The organism is Stenotrophomonas sp. TWI819, from assembly GCF_039673075.1.
GTDB classification, from domain to species: domain Bacteria; phylum Pseudomonadota; class Gammaproteobacteria; order Xanthomonadales; family Xanthomonadaceae; genus Stenotrophomonas; species Stenotrophomonas rhizophila_B.
Genome location: NZ_JBDJKY010000017.1, coordinates 19,345 through 33,555 on the forward strand (window position 1 = coordinate 19,345; position 14,211 = coordinate 33,555).

Annotated in this window: 13 protein-coding genes; 6 read left to right on the forward strand and 7 right to left on the reverse strand. The window is 67.2% G+C overall.

What is annotated here, in order from left to right; translation table 11 throughout:
- Positions 1–7: 7 nt before the first annotated feature.
- Positions 8–481 (reverse strand): dUTP diphosphatase, encoded by a 474-nt coding sequence (gene dut / locus ABE463_RS17255; RefSeq protein WP_046272982.1) that lies wholly within the window; start codon positions 479–481, stop codon positions 8–10.
- Positions 478–1,737 (reverse strand): bifunctional phosphopantothenoylcysteine decarboxylase/phosphopantothenate--cysteine ligase CoaBC, encoded by a 1,260-nt coding sequence (coaBC, locus tag ABE463_RS17260; RefSeq protein WP_346468992.1) that lies wholly within the window; start codon positions 1,735–1,737, stop codon positions 478–480. The genes dut and coaBC overlap by 4 nt, the downstream gene beginning before the upstream one ends.
- A gap of 194 nt (positions 1,738–1,931) precedes the next feature.
- On the opposite strand from coaBC, the gene radC reads away from it, so the two are divergent.
- The 3 genes from radC to ABE463_RS17275 all read left to right on the forward strand — a co-directional run bounded on the left by radC (position 1,932) and on the right by ABE463_RS17275 (position 5,296).
- Positions 1,932–2,621 (forward strand): DNA repair protein RadC, encoded by a 690-nt coding sequence (radC, locus tag ABE463_RS17265; RefSeq protein ID WP_346468993.1) that lies wholly within the window; start codon positions 1,932–1,934, stop codon positions 2,619–2,621.
- A gap of 101 nt (positions 2,622–2,722) precedes the next feature.
- Positions 2,723–4,411: an arginine--tRNA ligase gene (argS, locus tag ABE463_RS17270; RefSeq protein WP_259260463.1), complete on the forward strand. Its 1,689-nt coding sequence runs from the start codon at positions 2,723–2,725 to the stop codon at positions 4,409–4,411.
- An 18-nt stretch (positions 4,412–4,429) separates the two neighbouring features.
- Positions 4,430–5,296, forward strand: coding sequence for an SPOR domain-containing protein (locus ABE463_RS17275; RefSeq protein ID WP_346468994.1), 867 nt, complete (start codon positions 4,430–4,432; stop codon positions 5,294–5,296).
- Positions 5,297–5,496: 200 nt separating this feature from the next.
- Here ABE463_RS17275 and ABE463_RS17280 read toward each other — a convergent pair whose 3' ends face one another.
- Together ABE463_RS17280 and ABE463_RS17285 are read right to left on the reverse strand one after the other, a co-directional pair.
- Positions 5,497–6,246 carry an SDR family NAD(P)-dependent oxidoreductase gene (locus ABE463_RS17280; RefSeq protein WP_121044105.1) on the reverse strand — a complete coding sequence of 250 codons (750 nt, stop codon included), beginning with the start codon at positions 6,244–6,246 and terminating at the stop codon, positions 5,497–5,499.
- A 97-nt stretch (positions 6,247–6,343) separates the two neighbouring features.
- Positions 6,344–6,796 carry a hypothetical protein gene (locus ABE463_RS17285; protein WP_346468995.1) on the reverse strand — a complete coding sequence of 151 codons (453 nt, stop codon included), beginning with the start codon at positions 6,794–6,796 and terminating at the stop codon, positions 6,344–6,346.
- A 190-nt stretch (positions 6,797–6,986) separates the two neighbouring features.
- Here ABE463_RS17285 and ABE463_RS17290 point away from each other — a divergent pair, with 190 nt between their 5' ends.
- The gene (locus tag ABE463_RS17290; RefSeq protein WP_046274114.1) at positions 6,987–7,457 is read left to right on the forward strand and encodes a DUF1456 family protein; all 471 of its coding nucleotides are present in this window, start codon (positions 6,987–6,989) and stop codon (positions 7,455–7,457) included.
- 172 nt (positions 7,458–7,629) lie between these two features.
- Entirely contained in the window at positions 7,630–8,811 is a 1,182-nt protein-coding gene (locus ABE463_RS17295) for an MFS transporter (protein ID WP_346468996.1), read from the forward strand.
- A 72-nt stretch (positions 8,812–8,883) separates the two neighbouring features.
- On the opposite strand, the gene ABE463_RS17300 is transcribed toward ABE463_RS17295, so the two are convergent.
- Entirely contained in the window at positions 8,884–9,582 is a 699-nt protein-coding gene (locus tag ABE463_RS17300; RefSeq protein WP_346468997.1) for a TorF family putative porin, read from the reverse strand.
- A gap of 174 nt (positions 9,583–9,756) precedes the next feature.
- Between ABE463_RS17300 and ABE463_RS17305 the strand changes: the two genes are divergently transcribed.
- Positions 9,757–10,146: a DUF6165 family protein gene (locus tag ABE463_RS17305; protein ID WP_259260470.1), complete on the forward strand. Its 390-nt coding sequence runs from the start codon at positions 9,757–9,759 to the stop codon at positions 10,144–10,146.
- Between the two features lie 21 nt (positions 10,147–10,167).
- Here the strand turns inward: ABE463_RS17305 and ABE463_RS17310 are convergent, their stop codons facing one another.
- Together ABE463_RS17310 and ABE463_RS17315 are read right to left on the reverse strand one after the other, a co-directional pair.
- Positions 10,168–10,911 carry a FadR/GntR family transcriptional regulator gene (locus tag ABE463_RS17310; RefSeq protein ID WP_088432357.1) on the reverse strand — a complete coding sequence of 248 codons (744 nt, stop codon included), beginning with the start codon at positions 10,909–10,911 and terminating at the stop codon, positions 10,168–10,170.
- A gap of 90 nt (positions 10,912–11,001) precedes the next feature.
- Positions 11,002–13,893 carry a TonB-dependent receptor gene (locus ABE463_RS17315; protein ID WP_346468998.1) on the reverse strand — a complete coding sequence of 964 codons (2,892 nt, stop codon included), beginning with the start codon at positions 13,891–13,893 and terminating at the stop codon, positions 11,002–11,004.
- Between the last annotated feature and the right edge of the window lie 318 nt (positions 13,894–14,211).

Below are 14,211 nucleotides of genomic sequence, written 5' to 3' on the forward strand. Positions count from 1 at the left end.
TCCCCTGTCAGCGCACCCCGGTATGGCCGAATCCACCCGTTCCCCTGGCGCTGTCGGTGAAAGTATCCACTACCTGAAGGGCCACGCGTGCAATCGGCAGCACGACCAGCTGGGCGATGCGGTCGCCGGGCTGAAGGGTGAAGGGTTCCCGCCCGCGATTCCAGGCGCTGATCAGCAGCGGGCCCTGGTAATCGGCGTCGATCAGGCCGGTGCCGTTGCCCAGCACGATGCCGTGGCGATGGCCCAGGCCGGAGCGGGGCAACACCACGGCCGCCAGGTTCGGATCGGCGATATGGATGGCGATACCGCTGGGGATCAGCGCGGTGTCGCCGGGCTGCAGCGTGAGCTCGGTCTCCAGCGCAGCACGCAGATCGAGCCCGGCGCTGTGCTCGGTGGCGTAGGCCGGCAGCGGCCATTCGTCGCCGAAACGCGGGTCGAGCAGCTTGACCTGCAACGGCTGCAGGGAGGAATCGATGGTCATGCGCGCAACCTCTGGGCAATCAGGGACAACAATTGTTCGGCCAACACGGCCTTGGAGGTGCCGGGGAACACCTGTTCGCCGCCCTGCCAGTAGGCCGTGGCCGCGTTTTCATCACTTTCGAAACCGCCGGTGCTGATCCCGACCTGGTTGGCGATCACCAGGTCCAGGCGCTTGTCGACCAGCTTGCCGCGCGCGTACTTCTCCACATCGTGGGTCTCGGCGGCGAAGCCGACCACCAGCTTGAGCGCGTTGGTCTGCGTGGCCACTTCGGCCAGGATGTCCGGGGTGCGCACCAGCTCCAGCGTCAGGCTCTGGGTGTCGGCAGTCTTCTTCAGTTTCTGCGGGGCAACCTGGCGCGGGGTGTAATCGGACACTGCGGCCGCACCGATGTAGATGTCGGCCGGCAACGCACCGAGCACCGCTTCGCGCATCTGCGCGGCCGAGCGCACATCAACGCGCTGCACACCCGCAGGCGTGGCCAGCTGGACCGGGCCACTGACCAGCACCACCTGCGCGCCCAGGCGGGCGGCGGCGGCGGCCAGGGCGTAACCCATCTTGCCGCTGCTGCGGTTGCCGACGTAGCGCACCGGATCGATATCTTCATAGGTGGGGCCGGCGCTGATCAGCACGCGCAGACCCTTCAGTTCACTGCTCGCCGGCGGCTCGACCGGGGCCGGCGCGTGCAGGCCGGCCAGCGCGGCCACGATCGCGTTCGGTTCGGTGAGCCGACCGGGGCCGGACTCGCCTTCGGCCAGCGGCCCGTCTTCCGGCCCGATCACCTGGGCCCCGCGCTCGCGCAGCAGGCCGATATTGGCCTGGGTGGCCGGGTGCAGCCACATGCGATGGTTCATCGCCGGGCACACGGTCAGCGGCGCGGTCGTGGCCAGGCACAGGGTGGTGACCAGATCGTCGGCGTGGCCGTTGGCCAGGCGCGCGAGCAGATCGGCCGTGGCCGGCGCGACCACGATGCGATCGGCCCAGCGGGCCAGCTCGATATGGCCCATGGCCTGCTCGGCCGCGCTGTCCCACAGGGTGGTGCGGGTCGGCTGGCCGGACAGCGCCTGGAAGCTGAGCGGGGTGACGAACTGCTGGGCCCCGGCGGTCATGGCGACCTGCACCTGGGCCCCGGCATCGCGCAGGCGGCGCACCAGTTCCAGCGACTTGTAGGCAGCGATCCCGCCACCAACGCACAACAACAGCTTCTGGCCTTCCAACGGGCGCGCGGCCGCCGGAGAAGCCTGGGGGGAGTCAGCCACCTTGGGTGTTCCTGTCGAACCGAGGCGATTAGCTTACCCGATGGTCCGTAAGCCGCCTGATGCGCCAGCGGCATAAGCAGCCAGATTTTCGTCATAAGCAACCGCCCAACTTGGCACGATGCGCTGCATTTACCGACACGATGCCACCCGGTTCACCGATGGTGGCCCGCTCGGCATCGAGGGAGACTGGCGCCATGTCGATCCGAGACTGGCCCAGTGCCGAGCGTCCCCGCGAAAAGCTGCTCGCCCACGGCGCCGGCGCCCTGTCCGATGCCGAGCTGCTGGCGATCTTCCTGGGGTCGGGCCTGCGCGGCCGCGACGCGGTCGAAACCGCCCGCGACCTGCTGCAGGCCCACGGCCCCCTGCGCAACCTGCTCGACCTGCCGGCCCCAGCGTTGGCGGCCCTGCCCGGGCTTGGGCCGGCCCGCAGCTGCAAGCTGGTGGCCGGGCTGGAGCTGGCGCATCGCCATCTGGCGGCCGAGCTGGCCCGCGGCGAGAGCCTGCGTGACCCGGCCGCCGCCGGGCGCTACTTTAAGCAGCGGCTGCGGGCGCGGCCCAACGAGGTATTCGCCGCGTTGTTCCTGGACAACCAGCACCGCACGCTGGCCTGCGAGGAGCTGTTCAGCGGCACGGTGGATGCCGCGGCGGTCTACCCGCGTGAAGTGGTCCGCCGCGCCCTGCTGCACAACGCGGCTGCGGTAATCGTCAGCCACAACCACCCTTCCGGCAGTGCCGAGCCCTCGCTGGAGGACCGCCGGATCACCGCGCTGCTGCAGCAGGCCCTGGCCCTGGTGGATATCCGCCTGCTCGACCATGTCGTGATCGGCGACGGAGCCCCGGTATCGATGGCCGCGCGCGGGTGGATGGCCGCGGGAACGCCCTGATCCGGCACGCCCAGCGCCCCGCTCGGCCGCGGTTCAATGGATCGGGGTGGCTTCTGGGCTAAAATTGCCGATTCCGCCGCTCCAGTCCCAAAGCAGGCCTTGTGAAAAATCTCCTCCGCGCCCTGATCAGCCAAGGCATCGAAGCCTTGCGCGCCAACGGCACTCTGCCGGCCGATACCCTGACCCCGGAATTCGTGGTCGAACGCCCGAAGACCCGTGAGCACGGCGATTTCGCCACCAATGCCGCGATGCTGCTGGCCAAGCCGGCGCGCAGCAACCCGCGCGCCCTGGCCCAGGCGCTGCTCGATGCGCTGCCCAAGAGCAATGATGTGCTGCGCGTCGAGATCGCCGGCCCGGGCTTCATCAATTTCCACCTCGCCCCCAGCGCTTACCAGCGCGAAGCGGCCAGCGTGCTCAAGGAAGGCGCCGATTACGGCCACAACCTGAGCGGCAACGGCCGTACCGTGGGCGTGGAATACGTGTCGGCCAACCCGACCGGTCCGCTGCATGTCGGCCACGGCCGCGCGGCGGCGATCGGTGACTGCCTGGCGCGCCTGCTGGAAGTGAACGGCTGGAACGCCAAGCGCGAGTTCTACTACAACGACGCCGGCGTACAGATCGAAAACCTGGCGCTGTCCACCCAGGCGCGTGCGAAGGGCCTCAAGCCCGACGACGCCGGCTGGCCGGAAGCCGGCTATCGCGGCGATTACATCGAGGATGTGGCCAAGGCCTACCTGGCCGGTGCCACGGTGGAACTGGAAGGCCACTCGGTGGTCGGCGAGCGCGACCCGGACAACCTCGATGCGATCCGTCGCTTCGCGGTCGCTTACCTGCGCAACGAGCAGAACCAGGATCTGGCCGCGTTCGGCGTGGATTTCGACATCTACTTCCTGGAAAGCTCGCTGTACAAGGACGGCAAGGTCGAAGAGACCGTCGCCCAGCTCAACGCGGCCGGCCATACGTATGAGGAAGGCGGCGCGCTGTGGCTGCGCTCGACCGACTTCGGTGACGACAAGGACCGCGTGATGCGCAAGTCCGACGGCACCTACACCTACTTCCTGCCGGATGTGGCCTACCACCTCTCCAAGTGGCAGCGCGGCTACGAGCGCGCGATCACCGAGCTGGGCGCGGACCACCACGGTTCGCTGGCGCGCGTGCGTGCCGGCCTGCAGGCGCTCGACGTCGGCATCCCGAAGGGCTGGCCGGAATACGTGCTGCACCAGATGGTGACGGTGATGCGCGGCGGCGAGGAAGTGAAGCTCTCCAAGCGGGCCGGCAGCTACCTGACCCTGCGCGACCTGATCGAAGAAGCCGGCCGCGATGCCACCCGCTGGTTCCTGATCGCGCGCAAACCCGATTCGCAGCTGACCTTCGATATCGATCTGGCCCGCCAGCAGAGCAACGACAATCCGGTGTTCTACGTGCAGTACGCGCACGCCCGGGTGTGCAGCCTGCTGCGCCAGGCGCAGGAGAAGAAACTGAGCTACACGCCGGCCGAAGGTCTGACCGGGCTGTCCTCGCTCGGCGATGAGGCGTCGCTGTGGCTGATGGTGGAAATGTCGCGCTTCCCGGAAGTCGTCGAAGCGGCTGGTCTGGCGCTGGAACCGCACCTGATCGCGCAGTACCTGCGTGAATTGGCGCACGCCTTCCACACGTGGTATCACGGCACGCAGGTACTGGTGGCCGACGAAAACGAACGCAACGCCAAGCTGACGCTGGCCTGCGCCGCGCGCCAGGTCCTGGCCAATGGTCTGAACATCCTGGGTGTTTCCGCCCCGGAAAAAATGTAAGCAGTGGAGAAGCAGTAAATGGCAGCACGACGCGGCAAGAGCCAGGCACGGCGCAACAGCAACCAGGGCACCCCGGGATGGGTGTGGCTGGTCGCGGGTGTGGCGATTGCGGCCGTGGTGTTCCTGGCGGCACCGAACCTGTTCAAGAACGACGGTGATGGTTTCCTGCGGGTCGGCCCGCAGCCGGACCCGAACGCCCAGCCGGCCCCGGTGAGCGACGCCGATACCGACGTCGGCACCGAGCTGCCCAAGCCTGGCGCTGCCAAGCCTGCCGAACCGGCCAAGCCGGCGGCGACGCAGTACGACTTCTACACCCTGCTGCCCGGCAAGGAAGTGGAAATGTCCGATGCCGAGCTGGCGGCCAGCGCACGCGCCGAAGACCAGCGCCGCGCCAAGGCCGATGCGCAGCGCGCGCAGGCGGCGCTGGAAGGGCGGCCGTTGCCGCCCGCACCGGCACCGACCAGCACCGCCGCGACCACCACGCCTGCGCCGGTCAGTACCGCTGCGTTGCCGGCGCCGGTGAATGAACGTCCGGCCGCCACGCCGGCACCGGCGGCATCGGCCCCGGCCACGGTGGCCACCGCGCCGAAGCCGGATGCACCTGCGGCCACCGCGCCGGCTGCCGCTGCAGCCGCCGATCCGGCCGCGGGCAACGTGCGTTACATCCTGCAGGCCGGTGCGTTCGGTGCCTCCGGCGACGCCGAAGCGACCAAGGCCAAGCTGGCTATGATCGGCCTGGCCGCGCGCGTGGAATCGGCGCAGATCAACGGCAAGACGGTGTACCGCGTGCGCATGGGGCCGTATGGCAGCGCGGGCGAGCTGGCCGAAGCCAAGCAGAAGCTGGATGGGACCGGGCTGCAGGCGATGGCGATCAAAGCGCAGTAGCCGCGCGCCGCGCGACTACCCCAAGGTTGCGCTACGCGAAACCTCGGGCCCCTGCTGGTACCTCCACATCCCCGCGCCTGCCGGCGCGCCCCCTTGTACTCCAAGGGGGCTGTTGCTCCAGATGCACTCCGAATGCCGACCCTTGGGTCGGCGTTCTTGCTTCAGGCAGCCCCCTCGCGAGCAGCTAACGGCGCGTGCGATCAGTCGCGCGCGACCTGGAACCCGGCGAACGACTGGCTGACCGGCATCACTTCGAGGCGATTGATGTTCAGGTGCGCCGGCAGCGAGGCGACCCAGAAGATCTGCTCGGCGATGTCATCGGCAGTCATCGGGTTGGCACCGGTGTAGAGCTTGTCCGAGGCGGCCTGGTCGCCATGGGTGCGGACCACGGTGAACTCGGTTTCGGCCATGCCCGGCTCGATCGTGGTCACGCGCACGCCGCTGCCATGCAGGTCCGAGCGCAGGCCCAGCGAGAACTGGCTGACGAAGGCCTTGGTGCCGCCGTAGGCGTTGCCGCCCGGGTACGGGTACACGCCGGCCACCGAGCTGATGTTGATGATCGCGCCCTTGCGCGCGACCAGCTGCGGCAACAGGCGGTGGGTCAGCGTCACCAGGGCAGTGACGTTGGTGTCGATCATGGTGCGCCAGTCCTCCAGCGAGGCGCTCTGGGCCGGGGCGGTGCCCTGGGCCAGGCCGGCGTTGTTGACCAGCAGGTCGATGTCGGCGAAGCCGGCCGGCAGGGCGGCCAGTGCCGCTTCCATTGCCGCGCTGTCGCGCACGTCGAACACCGCCGCGTGCACGCGCTCGGGACCGTAGGCATCGACCAGCGGCTGCAGGCGCTCGGCACGGCGCCCGGTGGCGATCACGCGCCAGCCGGCCTGGGCGAAACGGTGGACAGCGGCGGCGCCAAAGCCGGAGGTGGCGCCGGTAATCAGAGCGGTACGGGTCATCGAGGTACTCCGTGGAGATCCCGACCATTTTCGCACCGATGCCCGCCCGGTGCAGCGCCGTGCGCTGCTCTGCTGCCTGCCGCTACGGGGCGTCGCGTCAGCGGATGCGGAACACCCGTGCTTTGGGCAGGTCTTCATCCACCTGCAGGAACCAGCGGCCGGCAATGCCCGGCACCACGACAATCTCGGGGTTGCTGCGGGCGGTCTTGAGCTTCATGTCGCCCTTGAGCACCTGCCACTGCTGGCCATTGTCCAAGGTGAACACGGTGCCGGGGGCCCAGCCGTCCACCTGGCCGGTGACCTTGGCGGTGATGGGGCCGTCGTCCAGCCCGGGGAACATGGGTGCCGGCGTCGGCACACCCGGGCCTGCGGCAGGTGCCGCCGCGACGGCCACCGGGGCGGGGGCATCGGCCTCGGCCTGGCGCAGCAGGCGGTTCAGGGCCTGAAGCTGGGCCGGGGTCAGCCCGACCTCGGCCAGCGCCTGCGGATCCAAGCGCTGCTCCAACGCCACATAGGGAGCCTGCGCCCACGCTGGGCCCACCAGCAACATGCCCACACACCCAAGTATCTGCCACCTGCGCATTGCCTGCTCCACTGCCTGTCGATGCCTGATCGCGGCACTGTGCTTCACTTTCATGGCAGCCAGATGACAGCGACCACCGGTCGCAGCCGGCGGCGCGCCCGGCACGGGGTAAAATGGCGGCCAGCCGCGCAGCCGCGCCGGCGGTATTGGACGTCCCATGATCAACAACGATGTACTGCGCAGCATCCGCTACATGCTCGACCTCAGCGACGGCATGATCGCCGACACCTGTGCCCTGGCCGATCCGGCCTTCGTGGTCGACAAGGCCGATGTGGCCGGCTGGCTGCGCAAGGAAGACGAAGAAGGCTTCGTGCCCTGCGACGACCGCACCCTGGCGCATTTCCTGGATGGCCTGATCGTGCATTTCCGTGGCCGCGACGAGAGCCAGCCGGCGCGCCCGGTGGAAAAGCGCATCACCAACAACCTGGTGCTCAAGAAGCTGCGCGTCGCCTTCCAGCTGAAGGACGTGGACATGCACGAAGTGTTCGACGCCGCGGGTTTCTCGGTCTCCAAGCCGGAACTGTCCGCACTGTTCCGTCAGCCGGACCACAAGAACTACCGCGCCTGCGGTGACCAGATGCTGCGCAACTTCCTCAAGGGCCTGACCCTGCGCGTGCGCGGCGCCTGAGTGAGGCCTTGGTGCGTGGCTCCGGTGTCGGGGCCACGTGCTGCAGTGCTGCGAACTCGGCTGCCCGAAATGGCTGGCCATCTGGATTCCAGATGCGTTGGATGAAGACGTTTCATTTCCCTCATCCGCCGATCGGGCGGACACTGGCGCCCCTTCTTTCCTGGAGCCCGTCATGACCCACGACGCGCCCTCCCCGCTCAGCCGCTGGCAGGTCCTGCTGATGGCCTTCGCCACCGGCGTGGCCGTGGCCAGCAACTATTACGCGCAGCCGCTGCTGCACACCATCGCCGGGCAGTTCGGGGTGTCCTTCGCGCGTGCCGGGACGGTGGTGACCGTGGCCCAGCTGAGCTATGCGGCGGGCCTGATCCTGCTGGTGCCGCTGGGCGATCTGTTTGAACGGCGCCGGCTGATCGTGGTGATGTCGCTGCTGTCGGCGGCGGGGCTGGTGCTGAGCGCGCTCAGCCATCAGTTCGTCTGGCTGCTGGTGGGCACCGCGCTGACCGGGCTGTTCTCGGTGGTGGCGCAGGTGCTGGTGCCGTTCGCGGCGACGCTGGCCCGGCCGGAAGAGCGTGGCCAGGTGGTCGGCACGGTGATGAGCGGCCTGCTGCTCGGCATCCTGCTGGCGCGCACCGTAGCCGGGGCGCTGTCCTCGCTGGGCGATTGGCGCACCGTGTACTGGATCGCCGCGGCCGCGCTGGTGCTGACCACGGGCATGTTGTATCGGCATCTGCCGCGCTTCCATCAGACCGCCGGACTGGGCTATCTGCAGCTGCTGCGCTCGATCGGCACGCTGTTCGCGCAGGAACCGGTGTTCCGCCTGCGCACCGTACTGGGCGCGTTGAGCTTTGCGATGTTCGCGATCTTCTGGACGCCGTTGGCGTTCCTGCTCGCGGCCGAACCCTATGGCTACAGCGATGCGACGATCGGGCTGTTCGGGCTGGTGGGTGCGGCCGGCACGCTGGCCGCCGGTGTGGCCGGGCGCATGGCCGACCGTGGCAGGGCTGCGTTGGCGACGACCGTGGCGCTGGTGCTGCTGGCCGCGTCGTGGCTGCCGCTGGGCTTCTCCACGCACTCGCTGATCGCACTGGTGCTGGGCGTGATCGTGCTCGATCTGGCTGCGCAGCTGTTGCACGTAAGCAACCAGAACGTGGTGTATGCACTGCGCCCGGAAGCACGCAACCGGCTCAATGCCGGCTACATGACCGGCTACTTCATCGGTGGTTCACTGGGCTCACTGGTCTCGGCACAGGTCTTTGATCGCTTCGGCTGGACCGGCGTGTGTGTCACCGGTGCAAGCGTTGCGCTGGTGGCGATGGGCATCTGGGCGGTGTCGCAGGCAAAGCGGAAGCTTTGAATCCACGCCACTGCGGGACGTGGGCAAGGGAACGGTAGATCCACGCATGGCGTGGATCTACCCGAACGCGCCTCAGAAGGCGGTCTGCAGCGCGAACTCGATGCGCGATCCCGCATTGCCCGGGAACAGCTGCTTCGCGGCGCCGTCGGTGTCGTGCCCGGTCACCCGCAGCTCCCACGGCCCGTGCACACGCCACACCACGCTGAGCTGGCCGTGCAGGTAATCATCGGCCTGCGCGCTGTCCAGCCAGTAATGGCCCACCGCGCCCTCGACACGCCACTGCTCGCCCAGCGGCAGACGCGCGCCGAGCTGCGCATAGGTGCCGCCGTGGCCGCCGGCCAGCGCGTTGTCGGAGACGCCAACCTGCAGCCAGGCGCGTTGCCGCCAGGTCACCGTGCCATTGAGCTCGGTCCAGTCCAGATCGACGGTGGTCGAGGGATAGAGGTAGCGGGTCAGGTTGACGTCCACGCTCCAGTCCGGCGTCACCGCCCCGCTCCAGCCGGCGATGAGATCGAATTCGCTGCGCGCGCTGTTGTCCGGGCGGAACGAGACGCCCGAGCCCCACGCCGAGGCATACCAGCCGTTGGCCGTACCGAGCTTCACGCCGGCCTGCGCGGCCGGATCGCCGTCGCTCTGGGAGCTGCCGCGCCAGACGTAATCCGAGGTCAGTGTCGCATTGCCTTCCACCGCGGCCGATGCCGCCCCGCTCATGACCAGCCCCGCCAGCACCGCGCCACAGCACAGGCGCTGTTTCCACTGTTGATCCACCACGTGACCCACTCCAGATGACGGCCGCGCCGTCGAGAGCGACAGTGTCGTCAGGCGGGGCGTAACGCCGCCATGGCGTACCCGCGTGATCGGCGCAACGTTTCTGTAAATCCTGCGTCAGGTGATGCCCGGGGGTGCGCGGTATCATGGCCGCTCTGACCTGTTGCGAGTAATGGCGTGGACGCGATCCTGACCCCGGTATCGATTGGCGAGCTGATCGACAAGATCACCATCCTGGAAATCAAGGCCGAACGCATCGCCGATGCCGGCAAGAACGCCAACGTCCGCAAGGAACTCGAGGGCCTGTGGCCGCTGTGGCAGCAGCAGGTAAGCGCTCAGCCGGGGCTGGAGGCGTTGAAGACGCAGCTCAAGGCGATCAACGAGCGCATGTGGGAGATCCAGGATCAGCTGCGCGACAAGGAAGCGGCGCAGGTGTTCGACGATGCCTTCATCCAGCTGGCGCGTGGTGTCTATGGCACCAATGGCGAGCGGGTCAAAGTGAAGAACGAGATCAACCGCATCGCCGGTTCGCAGCTGGTCGAAGAAAAGCAGTACCAGGGCGAGTAAGCCCGCCGGTGCGCGCCGGGCTCAGTGCCCGGTCGCGGCCATGAAGCGTTCGCGGTCCTGCTGGGTGCGCCGACGGATTTCAGCCAGCGCTTCGTTCTCGGTGGCTTCCAGCATCGATTCGAACAGCCGCTGGAAGTGGTTGCGCATGGCCGACCGCGCCGCTGCCGGGTCGCGCTGGCGCAACGCATCCAGAATCCGGGTGTGTTCCTCGTCGCGGGTGTCATCGTCGTTGTGGCAGACGTTGGCGTAGACCTGCTTGACCCGCGGCAGCTCGTTGCGCATCCGCCAGATCAGCTGCACGCAGTGCTCCACCACCGGGTTGCCGGCGATCCGCGCGATCGACAGGTGGAACTGCCGATCCGCCTCGCTGGCCGCCGCCTCGCCCGAATTCGGGTCGACCATGGCCGCGATCAGGCCGGCCAGGTCCTCCAGTTCGGCATCGGTGATGCGGCTGGCCGCCATCGCGGCCGCCTCGGCCTCGATCACCGCACGTGCCGCGGTCAGGTCGAACGCCGAGACGTCGGGCAGTGCGCCCGGCGCCTGCGACGGCTTGGCCTTCACGTACACGCCGGAGCCGGTCTTGATAGTGATCAGGCCCTGCGCTTCCAGCGCGATTTCCGCCTCGCGCACCGTCACCCGGCTCACGCCCAGGCGTTCGGCCAGGTCACGCTCGCCCGGCAGGCGCGAGCCCGGCGGGAATTCGCCCTTCTCGATCAGCGCGACGATTTCGGCAGCAATGGACTGGTACAGACGGGGTTCGGACATCATCAAAGGCCTGGCTGACAGGTGGCTGGGGACCGACACGCGACCGCGCCTTCAGAGAGCGGCGCGGTCGGAAAAACCGCGCCACTGACCTCAGAAGCGGTAGCGCACCCCCAGATAATACCGCCGCCCGTACGTGGTGTACTCGCGGAAGCTGCCGAGGATGGGCATATCCGACACCCGCGGCTCATCGGTGAGGTTGCTGGCCGACAGCGACAACGACAAGTGCTTGTTCACTTTGTAGGTGGCGCGGAAGTCCAGCGAGCCATTGTCCCGCACATAGCGGTTCTGCGACGGGTCGCCGACAAACTGCTGGTAATAGTCGGAGCGGTACTTGTAGATCGCCTGCAGATCGAGCTTGCCCAGGCCCCAGTACACCTGCGCGGAGGCCACATGCTTGGACAAACCGAAGATGTTGGCCGGCTCGACGATGCCCGGGGTCACCACGCCGGTGGCCGGGTCGGTGGACTCGCCCAGGCGCAGGTCTTCGGTCTTGAAGTTGGAATCGGCGTAGTTGTAGCTGGCCTTCACGCCCAGCCCGGAGAAAATGCCCGGCAGGTAGGAGAAGCTGTGCGAGGCGGTGAACTCCACGCCGAACAGATCGCTCTTCTGGTCGCTGGTGGCCAGCTGCTCCACCGGCACGGTCACGCTCTGACCATCGATATCGAAGGTCTCGTTGACGATCACCGGCATCGAGCCGCCGTTGAACTGCTTGTAGTACAGCGCACCGGACAGCATGGTGTCTTCGTTGGCGTACCACTCCAGCGAGAGATCGCCATTCCATGACATCAACGGCTTGGCGCGCGGGTTGCCGGTGGCGGTGATGCTGCGCAGCGCATCGCCCACGCTGTTGAACTCGGTATCCACCTCCCCCAGGTTGAAGGTGCGGCCGTAGCCTTCAGCGGCCAGATCCGGACGCGACATCGCCCGATACGCGCCGACGCGCAGCAGCAGGTCCGGGCGCAGTTCGAAGGCGGCGTTGAAGCTGGGCAGCCATTCGGTGTTGCTGGATTTGAGTACCTGCGAGGTGAAATCGCCGGTCGGCTCCAGGGTCACGGTGCCGTCGGGATTGTTGATCACATCCAGGCCACTGCGCAGGCCGACCGAGCGCACTTCGGTCCGCACGCCACGCACGCCGATGTTGCCGGTCACCGGCAGGCCGAACCATTCGGCGCTGTAATCGCCCATCAGGTACAGCGCGCTGGTTTTCTCGGTGACATCGTTGTTGGCCGGGTTGCGCAGGTCCGCGCTCAGGCCGGTGTCGTCGGCGCCGGTGAAGGCCTTGAACAGGCAGCGGCTGTCGAAGCTGGCCCACTGGTCGATGGTGTTGCCACTGGCATTGGCCAGGAAATCGTCCTGCGGAAAGGCCTGGCGGCAGGCCAGGTTGGCAGCGCGGATCGCAGCGACATTGGTGGTGGTCACATCCACGGTGTCGGTGTAATCGGTGTAGGTCGCCTCGGAGCGGCGCAGGCCACCCTTGATCGCGGTGAAGAAGCCGCTTTCGGGGGTGAAGGTGGCATCGAAGCGGCCGGCACGGATGGTGTGCTCGCGATGCTGCTGGCGACGACGTACCAGCGCCGAATCGGTGAAGTTGTCCGGGTTGTTCACATCGAACGCCGGATCAAGATAGATGCTCGGCACGTCACCGCTGTAGTCGTAGGTGTAATCGACGTAGCGGGTGTTCTTGATGCCGCCGACCGGCCTGCCGTTGACGTCGGTGCGACCGGCACGCAGGCGGGTGCTGCGTTCGATCTGATCGCGCTCGGTGTTGGAGTAGGACAGATCGGTGGACAACGTCCACGCCGGGCTCGGCCGGAAGATCACGTTGAGCCCGCCGCCGGTGTATTCCTCCTGCCGCTCCAGGAAATTGCCGGTGGAATCGACCGTGGTGCTGCCGGTGTGGTGCAGCAGCGCGCCATCGTCGGTGACCACGCGGTTGTTGAGGTTGCGCATCATCGAGGACAGCGACAGATCCGAGCGGTCTTCGGTGTAATCGCGCTTGGAGTGCTGGTAATCCAGGTTCACTTCCACCGTATCGCTGGGCCGCCACTGCAGCGCGGCGAACTGCGAATCGCGCTTGTCGTGCTCGATGAACTGACGGTAGATGCGGCTGCTGGGCACCAGGTAATACGGCACGCCGTTGGCGACCTGGTTGCCGTTGACCTGGGTGCAGTTGCGCGTCGCGCCGACCACTTCACGGCCATCGCAGGCCACCCAGGTGGAGCTGCTGGAGAACATCTCTTCCGGGTTGCTGCCTTCCAGCGCCTGCACACCGATGGAGACACCGAGCTTGCCGGCATTGCCCATGTCGAACTGGTCGATGTAGCTGGCGGTACCGCGCCAGCCGACGCCGTCCTTGTCCTTCAGACGGTCATCGTAGTCCTGCCAGGTGCCCCGGCCATCGAGCTGGAACGTGCGTTTGCCGTACTCCAGTGGTTTGACCGTCTCCATGTTGATCGTGCCGGCCACGCCACCTTCGACGAAGTCGGCGCGCTGGGTCTTGTAGATCGCCACGGTGTTGATCAGCTCGGACGGGAACTGGTTGAAGTTCACCGAGCGGTCGCCACTGCCATTGGTGGCCTCGCGGCCATTGAACGTGGACGAGCCGAGGAACGGGCCCAGGCCACGGATCGAGATCTCCGACGCACCGCCCTTCTCGCGATGGGTGGAAGCACCGGTGATGGTTTCGATCGCTTCACCGATCGACAGCGCCGGCAGATCACCGATGTCGTCAGCGGCCAGCACATCGGAGACCACAGTCTCCTCGCGCTTCTTGTCGATCGAGGTCTGGATGGTGCCGCGGATGCCGGTCACCTGGACCTGATCCAGCGTGGTGGCTTGCCCCGGCGGCGAGGCCGGTGCGTCGGCATCCTGTGCGTGGGCCAACGGCAGTGCCGCGGTGGCGCACAGGGCATAGAACAGCGCGCTGTGCAGCGCGGTGCGGCGGAGGCCTCGTGGTGAGGCCGTACGGCGGTCATGCAACATCGTGATCTCCCTCCCAGGATGGATCGTCCGATTACACGGATTCGATCCGGAAGATTCACGACTGATGAACCAATGTCAATTAATTGGTACTAAAGTCTACCCCGCACCACCGTCCAGACCACTTTGCATGGAATTAATGTGCGGACGCAGCAGAAAAATGCGCAAACCACATACCACATGCACCTAAAGTGGTATGCGATTGTGGTTGACGTGCGCGCCGGGCAACCTGTTAGGATCGTGGCTCGCGTCAGTCGCCACGGTTCATCTGGGAGGGTAAGCCCGTGACTTTGCAAGACTCGCATGCGCCGTTGGCGCGGC

What these genes read in the sequence shown, in the direction of transcription:
- radC (WP_346468993.1), top strand. Translation starts at nt 1,932, where the DNA reads ATGTCGATCCGAGACTGGCCCAGTGCCGAGCGTCCCCGCGAAAAGCTG.
- ABE463_RS17310 (WP_088432357.1), bottom strand. Translation starts at nt 10,911, where the DNA reads ATGTCCGAACCCCGTCTGTACCAGTCCATTGCTGCCGAAATCGTCGCG.
- ABE463_RS17290 (WP_046274114.1), top strand. Translation starts at nt 6,987, where the DNA reads ATGATCAACAACGATGTACTGCGCAGCATCCGCTACATGCTCGACCTC.
- ABE463_RS17285 (WP_346468995.1), bottom strand. Translation starts at nt 6,796, where the DNA reads ATGTTGCTGGTGGGCCCAGCGTGGGCGCAGGCTCCCTATGTGGCGTTG.
- ABE463_RS17280 (WP_121044105.1), bottom strand. Translation starts at nt 6,246, where the DNA reads ATGACCCGTACCGCTCTGATTACCGGCGCCACCTCCGGCTTTGGCGCC.
- ABE463_RS17275 (WP_346468994.1), top strand. Translation starts at nt 4,430, where the DNA reads ATGGCAGCACGACGCGGCAAGAGCCAGGCACGGCGCAACAGCAACCAG.
- dut (WP_046272982.1), bottom strand. Translation starts at nt 481, where the DNA reads ATGACCATCGATTCCTCCCTGCAGCCGTTGCAGGTCAAGCTGCTCGAC.
- ABE463_RS17295 (WP_346468996.1), top strand. Translation starts at nt 7,630, where the DNA reads ATGACCCACGACGCGCCCTCCCCGCTCAGCCGCTGGCAGGTCCTGCTG.
- ABE463_RS17315 (WP_346468998.1), bottom strand. Translation starts at nt 13,893, where the DNA reads ATGTTGCATGACCGCCGTACGGCCTCACCACGAGGCCTCCGCCGCACC.